The sequence below is a fragment of the uncultured Anaerotruncus sp. genome (assembly GCF_902490045.1).
Lineage (GTDB): Bacteria > Bacillota > Clostridia > Oscillospirales > Ruminococcaceae > Anaerotruncus.
The window spans coordinates 1-9378 of record NZ_CABUCJ010000096.1; the positions used below are offsets into that span (position 1 = coordinate 1).

At 64.7% G+C, this 9378-nt stretch carries 6 protein-coding genes; 3 read left to right on the plus strand and 3 right to left on the minus strand.

Annotated features, from left to right (window positions below):
- Positions 1–168: 168 nt before the first annotated feature.
- On the plus strand, positions 169–1215 hold the full coding sequence (locus tag RDM88_RS09765; RefSeq protein ID WP_308754656.1) for an FAD:protein FMN transferase: 1047 nt from the start codon (positions 169–171) through the stop codon (positions 1213–1215).
- A 114-nt stretch (positions 1216–1329) separates the two neighbouring features.
- Here RDM88_RS09765 and kdpC read toward each other — a convergent pair whose 3' ends face one another.
- Genes kdpC through kdpA form a run of 3 tightly spaced genes read right to left on the minus strand, consistent with a single transcriptional unit; the run spans position 1330 to position 5781 of the window.
- Positions 1330–1935: a potassium-transporting ATPase subunit KdpC gene (gene kdpC / locus RDM88_RS09770; RefSeq protein ID WP_308754657.1), complete on the minus strand. Its 606-nt coding sequence runs from the start codon at positions 1933–1935 to the stop codon at positions 1330–1332.
- Between the two features lie 18 nt (positions 1936–1953).
- Positions 1954–4023 (minus strand): potassium-transporting ATPase subunit KdpB, encoded by a 2070-nt coding sequence (gene kdpB / locus RDM88_RS09775; protein ID WP_308754658.1) that lies wholly within the window; start codon positions 4021–4023, stop codon positions 1954–1956.
- A gap of 15 nt (positions 4024–4038) precedes the next feature.
- Positions 4039–5781: a potassium-transporting ATPase subunit KdpA gene (kdpA, locus tag RDM88_RS09780; protein ID WP_308754659.1), complete on the minus strand. Its 1743-nt coding sequence runs from the start codon at positions 5779–5781 to the stop codon at positions 4039–4041.
- Positions 5782–6096: 315 nt separating this feature from the next.
- Here kdpA and RDM88_RS09785 point away from each other — a divergent pair, with 315 nt between their 5' ends.
- Positions 6097–8796: a sensor histidine kinase KdpD gene (locus RDM88_RS09785; protein ID WP_308754660.1), complete on the plus strand. Its 2700-nt coding sequence runs from the start codon at positions 6097–6099 to the stop codon at positions 8794–8796.
- On the plus strand, positions 8789–9378 hold a 590-nt coding region (locus RDM88_RS09790), incomplete at its 3' end, for a response regulator (protein ID WP_308754661.1). The genes RDM88_RS09785 and RDM88_RS09790, both read left to right, overlap by 8 nt.

The window sequence follows — 9378 nt, forward strand, 5'->3', positions numbered from 1 at the left end:
CGACCACGGCTCCCCGACGGACGCGGAGCTGGCCGCCTCGGTGACGATCGGTATCGGCGACTTCAACGTCATTCTCCAGAAGGCCGCTGACAACGCGGGCTGAACGGAAGACCAGATTCAAAAGGAAGGGGCGGGAACCGTCCCTTCCTTTTTCGGGAGTGCAGACGAATGAGAAAATGGACGGCATGCCTGCTCGCGCTGCTGCTGGCGGCGCTGCCCGCCTGCGGGAGGCCGGAGCCGGAGACGCCGCGGTATGAGGCGACCTTTTTGACCCTCTTCGACACGGTAACGACGATCGTCGGCTATACCGACGACAAGGCGGCGTTTACCGAGGAGGCGCAGCTCATCCACGACGAGCTGGAGCGCTACCACCGGCTCTACGACATCTATCACGACTACGAGGGCGTCCACAACATCAAGACGATCAACGACCGCGCGGGCGTCGCGCCGGTCAGGGTGGACCGCCCGGTGATCGACCTGCTGCTGGAAGCGAAGGAGCTCTACGCCTTCACGGGCGGAAAGGTGAACGTCGCGTTTGGAAGCGTGCTCTCGATCTGGCACGACTACCGGGAGCGGGGAATCGACGACCCGCTTTCCGCCGAACTGCCGCCGATGGAAAAGCTGCGGGAGGCCGCGGAACATACCGACATCGACAAGATCGTAATCGACGAGGCGGCCTCCACCGTCTATCTCGCGGACCCGGAGATGCGCCTCGACGTGGGAGCGGTCGCCAAGGGATACGCCGTCGAACGGGCCTGCCGGGCCGCGGAGGCGGAGGGCGTCGAAAGTCTGCTCGTGAGCGTGGGAGGCAACGTGCGCGCGGTCGGGAGCGTGGACGGGCGCGGTTCCCCCTGGAAGGTGGGAGTGCAGAATCCCGACATGGGGGAGGCCGGTTCGCAGTTCCTCTGTACGGTGGGGCTTACGGACCGTTCGCTCGTTACGAGCGGCAGCTACCAGCGGTACTACACGGTGGACGGGAGGACCTACCACCACATCATCGACCCGGAGACGCTGATGCCCGCCGCGTATTACACGGCGGTGAGCGTGCTGACGCCCGATTCGGGGGTCGCGGACGCGCTGTCGACGGCGCTCTACAACATGCCCTATGAGGAGGGGCTGGCGCTTGTGGAGGGGATGGAGGACACCGAGGCGCTGTGGGTGATGCCCGACGGGTCGCTGCGGGAGAGCGGCGGCTTCGCGGAAGCAGTTGTATAAAGGGAAGGCCCGCCGCATTTGCGGCGGGCCTTTCGCCGCTGCGGCGTCGACAAGGGGCGCTGCCCCTTGACCCCGCAGCCTTTGAAAAGGCTGGCGAAACGTTTGGATGAAGAACTAGCTTAAAATCCCGTCGAGGGCGAGGTTCACCTCGAGCACGTTGACGGTCGGTTCTCCGAACACGCCGAGCAGCCGCCCGTCGGTGTATTTTGCGATCACCGCGCGCACCTCGTCGGCGGAGACGCCGCGCGCGGCCGCGATCCGTTCCACCTGGTATTCGGCCGCGGCGGGGGAGATGTGCGGGTCGAGGCCCGAACCGGAACCGGTCACAAGGTCGACCGGGATGGGGTCGTCCGCGTGCTCGGGATGGGCGGCGCGGATCTTTTCGACCCGCTCGGCGATCATCTGCCCGTATTCCTCGCTCGCGGGGCTCTTGTTGGAGGGACCGGCGTAGAGCAGCGGATTGCCGTTGTCGTCGTAGAAGGTGCTGGTGTTGAGGACCATCACGCGGCCCCAGAGATACTGGTCGCCGGTAAATTCTTGCGCGAGCAGGGTGCTGCCGTATTTTTTGCCGTCCACCTCAATGATGCTGCCGTCCGCCTGCCGGCGGAAGGCGAGCTGGGAGATCCCCGTGACGACGAGCGGGTAGACGATGCCGCAGAGGATGGAGAGCATGATGCAGACCACGAGCGCCTTGACCGTATATTCTTTCAGGGTTTTCATGTGATAATCCGCCTTTCTTTAGAGCACGAGTCCGAAGAGGACGAGCAGCATGTCGATCAGTTTGATGGCGATAAACGGGGCGATGATGCCGCCGAGGCCGTAGACGACGAGGTTGCGGGAGAGCAGCTTCGCGGCGGGCACCTCCCGGTAGCGGACGCCCCGGAGGGCCAGCGGGATGAGCGCCACGATGATGAGCGCGTTATAGATGATCGCCGAGAGGATGGCGCTTTCGGCGCTGTGCAGGCCCATGATGTTGAGGGCCGAGAGCCCGGGATAGAGCCCCATGAAAAGGGCGGGCAGGATGGCGAAGTATTTGGCTACGTCGTTGGCGATCGAGAAGGTGGTCAGGCTGCCACGGGTCATGAGGAGTTGCTTGCCGATGCGCACGATGTCGATCAGCTTGGTCGGCGACGAGTCGAGGTCGACCATGTTCCCCGCCTCCTTGGCCGCCTGCGTGCCGGTATTCATCGCGACGGCCACGTCCGCCTGCGCGAGCGCGGGCGCGTCGTTGGTGCCGTCTCCCGTCATCGCGACGAGGTGCCCCCTGGCCTGCAGGTCTCGGATCATCTGGAGCTTTCCCTCGGGGGTGGCCTCGGCCAGAAAGTCGTCCACTCCCGCTTCCGCCGCGATGGCGGAGGCGGTGAGCGGGTTGTCGCCCGTGATCATAACGGTGCGGATGCCCATCTTTCGCAGGTCGGCGAACTTTTCCTTGACGCCCTGCTTGATGATGTCCTTGAGATGGATGACGCCGAGCACCCGCCCATTTTTGGCGACGACAAGGGGGGTGCCGCCTTGGCGGGAAATTTGTTCGACGGCCTCCTCGCACTGTCTGGAGTAGACGCCGCCCTGTTCGGCGACGTAGGCCCTGACCGCCTCGGCCGCGCCCTTGCGGATTTCGCTGCCCTCGCAGTCCACGCCGCTCATCCGGGTCTTGGCGGTGAAGGGGATGAATTTGGCGTGCAGGCCGCTGAGGTTCCGGCCCCGCAGGCCGAACTGCTCCTTGGCGAGCACGACGACGCTGCGCCCCTCGGGAGTCTCGTCGGCGAGCGAGGAGAGCTGCGCCGCGTCGGCCAGCTCGTGGACGTCGGTGCCGTCGACGGGGATGAATTCGTACGCCTGCCGGTTGCCGAGGGTGATGGTGCCCGTCTTGTCGAGCAGCAGGGTGTCCACGTCGCCCGCGGCCTCGATTGAGCGGCCGCTCATCGCGAGGACGTTGGCCTGGTTGAGGCGGCTCATGCCCGCGATGCCGATGGCGGAGAGCAGCGCGCCGATCGTGGTGGGCGCGAGGCAGACGAGCAGGGCGACCAGCGCGGTCACCGAGGTGGGATTGGCCATCCCGGCCTGGCCGGCGGAGAAGGCGGAAAAGGGAAAGAGGGAGACGGTGACGAGCAGGAATATGATCGTCAGCGCCACGAGCAGGATTTGCAGCGCAATCTCGTTGGGGGTCTTTTTGCGGGAGGCGCCCTCGACCATCGCGATCATCTTATCCAGAAAGCTCTCGCCCGCCTCGCTCGTGACGCGGATGACGAGTTGGTCGGAGGTGACGGTGGTGCCGCCGGTGACGGCGCTGCGGTCGCCGCCCGATTCGCGGATGACCGGCGCGGATTCGCCGGTGATCGCGCTCTCGTCGACCGACGCCGCGCCGTCGACGACCTCGCCGTCGGCGGGGATCTGTTCGCCCGCGCCGACGAGGACGAGGTCTCCCTTCCGGAGGCAGGCGCTCTTGACCAGGGTGATCTCGTCCCGGCGGTCGGGGGAGGGGATTTTGTTGGCGGTCACGTCCTGCTTGGCGGCGCGCAGCGCGTCGGCCTGTGCCTTGCCGCGCCCTTCGGCGATCGCCTCGGCGAAGTCGGCGAAGAGGACGGTAAACCAGAGGATGACCGCCACCGCTAGGATGAAGCCGGGCCGCGCGTCCGCGATCCCGAAAAGGGAGCAGACATAGAGGGCGGTGGTCAGGATTGCCGAGGCATAGACGAGGAACATGACCGGGTTGCACAGCTGGGTTTTGGGGGCCAGCTTGACGAAGGAGTCCTTCACCGCCCGGAGCGTCAAATCCTTTGTTACGAAGGCCGTTTGCTTTTCATTCATGAGGGGTTCACTCCTTTAAACAATCATCTGGAAGAACTCTGCGATGGGTCCGAGCGCGAGCGCCGGGAAGAAGCTCAGAGCGCCGACGAGCAGGACCACGAAGATGAGCAGTCCGATGAAGAGGGCGTTGTGGGTCGGCAGGGTCCCGGCGCCCTCCGCGACCTTCTTTTTGCCCGCGAGGGAGCCCGCGATCGCGAGCGTCGCGATGAGCGGCACGAATCGCACGAAGAGCATTGCGAGCCCGATCGACAGGTTGAGGAAGAGGGTGTTCGCGTTGAAGCCCGCGAAGGCGGAGCCGTTGTTTCCGCCAGCTGACGAGTAGGCGTAGAGGACTTCGGAGAAGCCGTGCGCGCCGGCGTTGTTGAGGGAGTCGACGGTGGCGGGCAGGGCGGATGCCAGCCCGGTGCCGATAAGGATGGCGACCGGGGTGGCGAGGCAGACGAGCACCGCCATCTTCATCTCGTGCGGCTCAATCTTTTTGCCGAGGTATTCGGGCGTGCGCCCGACCATCAGCCCGGCGATGAAGACGGTGAGGATGGCGAAGCCGACCATGCCGTAGAGCCCGCAGCCGACGCCGCCGAAGACGACCTCGCCGAGCTCCATCTGGAGCATCTCGATCATGCCGCCGAAGGGGGTGTAGCTGTCGTGCATCGAGTTGACCGAGCCGTTGGAGGCCGCGGTCGTGAAGACGCCCCACGTCGTGGAGGCCGCGATGCCGAAGCGGGTCTCCTTGCCCTCCATGTTGCCGCCCGCCTGCATGTCGGACGCGGTGACATCCACCGCGCCCTGCTGCGCGAGCTGTGGGGTGGCGCTTGCCTCGCTGACCGCCGCGATGCCGAGGAAGACCGCCAGCATGATGAGCATCGCCAAAAAGAGCGCGCGTCCCTGGCGTTTGTCCCTGACGCCGTATCCGAAGGTGAAGCAGCATGCCACCGGGATGAGCAGCAGGGAGATCATCTCAAAGAGGTTGGAAAGTGCGTTCGGGTTCTCGAGCGGATGCGCCGAATTGACCCCGAAGAAGCCGCCGCCGTTGGTTCCCAGCTGTTTGATCGCGATCTGGCTGGCGGCGGGACCGAGCGGGACGACCTGCCGGGTGACGGTGGTACCGTCCTCCAGCACGACCGGCTGGAGCAGGTCGACGGTGTCATAGGGCGCGAGGGTCTGGACGACGCCCTGGGAGGCGATGACCAGCGCCACGATGATTGAAAGCGGGATCAATATGTAGAGCGTCGTGCGTACGAGATCAACCCAGAAGCTGCCGAGCCCCGTGGATTTCACCCGCACGAACCCGCGGATGAGCGCGAACATCACGGCGATGCCCGTCGCGGCGGAGACGAAGTTCTGCACCGTCAGCCCGAGCATCTGGATGAGGTAGGAAAGGGTGTTCTCCCCCGAGTAGGCCTGCCAGTTGGTGTTGGTTACGAAGGAGGCCGCCGTGTTGAAGGAGAGGTGCCACGAACAGCCGGGCAGTCCTTCGGGATTGAGGGGCAGGACGTCCTGAAACAGGTTGAGAAGGAAGAGGAAGAGAAACCCGAAGACGCTGAACATCACGGCGGCCAGCGCATACTGCTTCCAGGTCATCTCCTGGCCGGGGTCGACGCGCATGATCTTGAAGAGGCCCCTTTCGACCGGCCGCAGCAGGGGGGAGAGGACCGTTTTTTCGCCGGTCATGACATGGTACATGTATTTGCCCAGCGGGACCGCCAGCAGGATCAGGATCGCCACATACAGGGTATACTGAACAATTTGGTTGGTCATTTTTCATCACCTCTGAACAGAATATAAACCAGGTAAGCGAACATCAAAACCGATGCGGCGCCAATGACGGCAATTACGGCACTCATACGATAGTCACCTCTTTCTTTTGTTTGGCGGTGTTCCTGCTCAACGCAATATTTATAGCACAAATGCCATAAACGCGGTGTTAGGCTTTTGGGGGCAGGCCTTAAGGTTTCATAAACGGGCGGGCCCTTAACGGAATCTTAACAGAATCTTTACACCGGCGGCGGATATCGTAATGTTCTTCTAATGATCTTTGTGATAAACTGGGGAAGGAAACGGAGGTGCGCGGAGATGGATGAACAGCGCCTCGACCCCGACCAGCTTCTTACCCGGATCAGGGAGGAGAAGCCCAAGGAAAGCCGGGGCCGCCTGAAGATCTTTTTCGGATATGCCGCCGGCGTCGGCAAGACCTACGCGATGCTCGAAGCCGCGCACGCCGCGAAAGACGCGGGCGTGGACGTGGTGGCGGGCTACATCGAGCCGCACACCCGGCCCGCCACGCTCGAACTGCTCGACGGGCTCGAGCGGCTGCCGCCGCTCTCCCTCGCCTACAAGGGGGTCGCGCTGCGGGAGTTCGACCTCGACGGCGCGATCGCGCGGCGCCCCCAGCTTATCCTGGTGGACGAGCTGGCCCACACGAACGCCGAGGGCTGCCGCCACCGCAAGCGCTGCCAGGACATCGAGGAGCTTCTCAAGGCGGGCGTCGACGTCTACACGACGGTGAACGTCCAGCACATCGAAAGCCTCAACGACATTGTGGCCTCGATCACGGGGGTGATCGTGCGGGAGCGGGTGCCGGACAGCGTCTTTGACTCCGCCGACCAGGTCAAGCTTGTGGACATCGAGCCGGACGACCTGATCGAACGGCTGTCGGAGGGGAAAATCTATGCCTCCGACCAGGCGCACCGGGCGCTCGGGCACTTCTTCACGCGGGAGAACCTCGTGGCCCTGCGGGAGATCGCGCTGCGCCGCACCGCCGACCGGGTGAACCGCATCGCGGAACGCGGCAAGCCGCTGGGCGCGGACTACTACACCGAGGAGCACATCCTCATCTGCCTGTCGAGCTCCCCCTCCAACGCCAAGGTCATCCGCACCGCGGCCCGCATGGCGGGGGCGTTCCACGGAAGCTTTACCGCCCTCTTCGTCGAGACGCCCGGCACCGCCGAGCTGGACGGCGAAAACCGCGGCCGCCTGCGGGAAAACCTGCGGCTGGCCGAGCAGCTCGGCGCGCACATCGCCACCGTCTATGGGGAGGACATCCCGGCGCAGATCGCGGAATACGCCAAGGTGAGCGGCGTCTCGAAGATCGTCATCGGCCGCTCGAACAACAGGAAGGGCCTCTTCTCCCGCCGCCAGAACCTGGTGGAGCGGCTGACCGTGCTCGCGCCCAACATCGACATCCACATCATCCCCGACAACGCGCCCCCCTACGCCGCCGCGCGGGGCTGGCGGAAGGTGTCCGCCGGGCTTTCGGGGACGGATACCCTCAAGACGGCCGGAATCCTCGCGGCCGCCTCCTTGGTTTCCATGCTCTTCTACCGCTGGAACTTCCGTGAGGCGAACATCATCACTGTCTATATCCTCGGCGTGCTCTTCGTGGCGATGTGCACCCGCAGTAGAATTTACGGCGCGGCCGCCTCGCTGCTCAGCGTGCTCGCCTTCAACTACTTCTTTACCGATCCCTACCTCACCTTCCGCTTCAACGACCCCGGCTACTACGTCACCTTCGGCGTCATGTTCATGGCGTCCTTCCTGACGAGCACGCTGACCATGCGGGTCCGCAGTCAGGCGCGGCAGGCCGCGATGAAGGCCTACCGCACCGAGGTCCTGCTCGAAACGAGCCAGAAGCTCCTACGCGCCGAGACCGAGCGGGAGGCGTTTGAACAGATGTCCGGCCAGCTCCTGCGCCTGCTGAATAAGACGGTGCTCCTCTATCCGCTCACCGCGGCGGGGCCCGGGGAGCCCGGCGTCTGGACCGCGCCGGGCGCCCAGGGGGATCCCGCCCGGTATACGACGGCGGATGAGCGCGCGGCGGCCCACTGGGTCTACCGCAACAACAAGCACGCCGGCGCGACGACCGACACGCTGCCCGGCTCCAAATGCCTCTACCTCGCGGTGCGCAACCACGATACCGTCTACGCGGTGGTGGGCATCGCGATGGACGACGGCGCGCCGCTCGACGTCTTTGACCGCAACATCCTGATCGCGATGCTGGGCGAATTCGCCCTCGCGCTGGAGAAGATGCGGGAGGCCGAGCAGAAGAAGCGGATTTCCATGCAGGTGGAGCAGGAGCAGCTGCGCGCCAACCTGCTGCGCGCGATCTCCCACGACCTGCGCACCCCGTTGACGAGCATTTCCGGAAACGCGGGCATCCTGATGGGGAGCGCGGAAAAGCTCGGCGAGGAGAAGAAGCACCAGCTCTACACCGACATCTACGACGATTCGATGTGGCTGATCAACCTGGTGGAAAACCTGCTGTCGGTGACGCGGATTGAAAACGGCACGATGAACATCCGCATGGAGCCCGAGCTGCTTGACGAGGTGATCGGGGAGGCGCTCCGGCACCTGAGCCGCCGGAGCTGCGAGCACACGATCGCCACCGTGCAGGAGGACGACCTGCTGATGGCGCGGATGGATTCCCGGCTGATCATCCAGGTGATCATCAACATCGTGGACAACGCCGTCAAATACACCCCGCCCGGCAGCCGCATCACGGTCACCGCCCGGCGGGAGGGGGAGATGGTCCGGGTGGAGATCGCGGACGACGGCGGGGGCATCCCCGACGAAGCCAAGGAGAAGCTCTTCCAGATGTTCTACACCGCGCAGAATAAGCGCGGGGGGGACGGCCGCCGCGGGCTGGGACTGGGGCTCTCGCTCTGCAAATCGATCATCACCGCCCACGGCGGGACGATCACGGTGCGGGACAACATCCCGCACGGCACCGTATTTTCCTTTACACTGCAAGCGGAAGAGGTGAACTGCCATGAATAAGACATCCATCCTCGTGGTCGAGGACGACAAGGCGGTCCGGAACCTGATCGCCACCACGCTGGAGACGCAGGGCTATGACTACCTGACCGCCGAGACGGGCGCGTCCGCGCTGATGCAGGCGGTGTCCGGCCATCCGGACATCATCATCCTCGATCTCGGCCTGCCCGATATGGACGGGGTCGAGATCATCAGGAAGGTGCGCGGCTGGAGCAGCCTGCCGATCATCGTGGTGAGCGCGCGCAGCGAGGACCGCGACAAGATCAGCGCCCTCGACGCGGGGGCGGACGACTATCTGACCAAGCCGTTCTCGGCGGACGAGCTGCTCGCCCGCGTGCGGGTGGCGCTGCGGCGCATCCGCTACGACAGCGCGCGGCAGGGGACGGAGAGCAGCGTCTTTGAAAACGGGGGGCTCAAAATCGACTACGCGGCGGGCTGCGCCTATGTGGACGGCGAGGAGGTCCACCTCACGCCGATTGAATACAAGCTGCTTTGCCTGCTGGCGCGCAATGTCGGGAAGGTGCTCACCCACAACATGATCCTCAAGGAGATCTGGGGCAACGTCCTGCCGAGCGACACCCCCTC

What these genes read in the sequence shown, in the direction of transcription:
- RDM88_RS09765 (WP_308754656.1), top strand. Translation starts at nt 169, where the DNA reads ATGAGAAAATGGACGGCATGCCTGCTCGCGCTGCTGCTGGCGGCGCTG.
- kdpC (WP_308754657.1), bottom strand. Translation starts at nt 1,935, where the DNA reads ATGAAAACCCTGAAAGAATATACGGTCAAGGCGCTCGTGGTCTGCATC.
- kdpB (WP_308754658.1), bottom strand. Translation starts at nt 4,023, where the DNA reads ATGAATGAAAAGCAAACGGCCTTCGTAACAAAGGATTTGACGCTCCGG.
- kdpA (WP_308754659.1), bottom strand. Translation starts at nt 5,781, where the DNA reads ATGACCAACCAAATTGTTCAGTATACCCTGTATGTGGCGATCCTGATC.
- RDM88_RS09785 (WP_308754660.1), top strand. Translation starts at nt 6,097, where the DNA reads ATGGATGAACAGCGCCTCGACCCCGACCAGCTTCTTACCCGGATCAGG.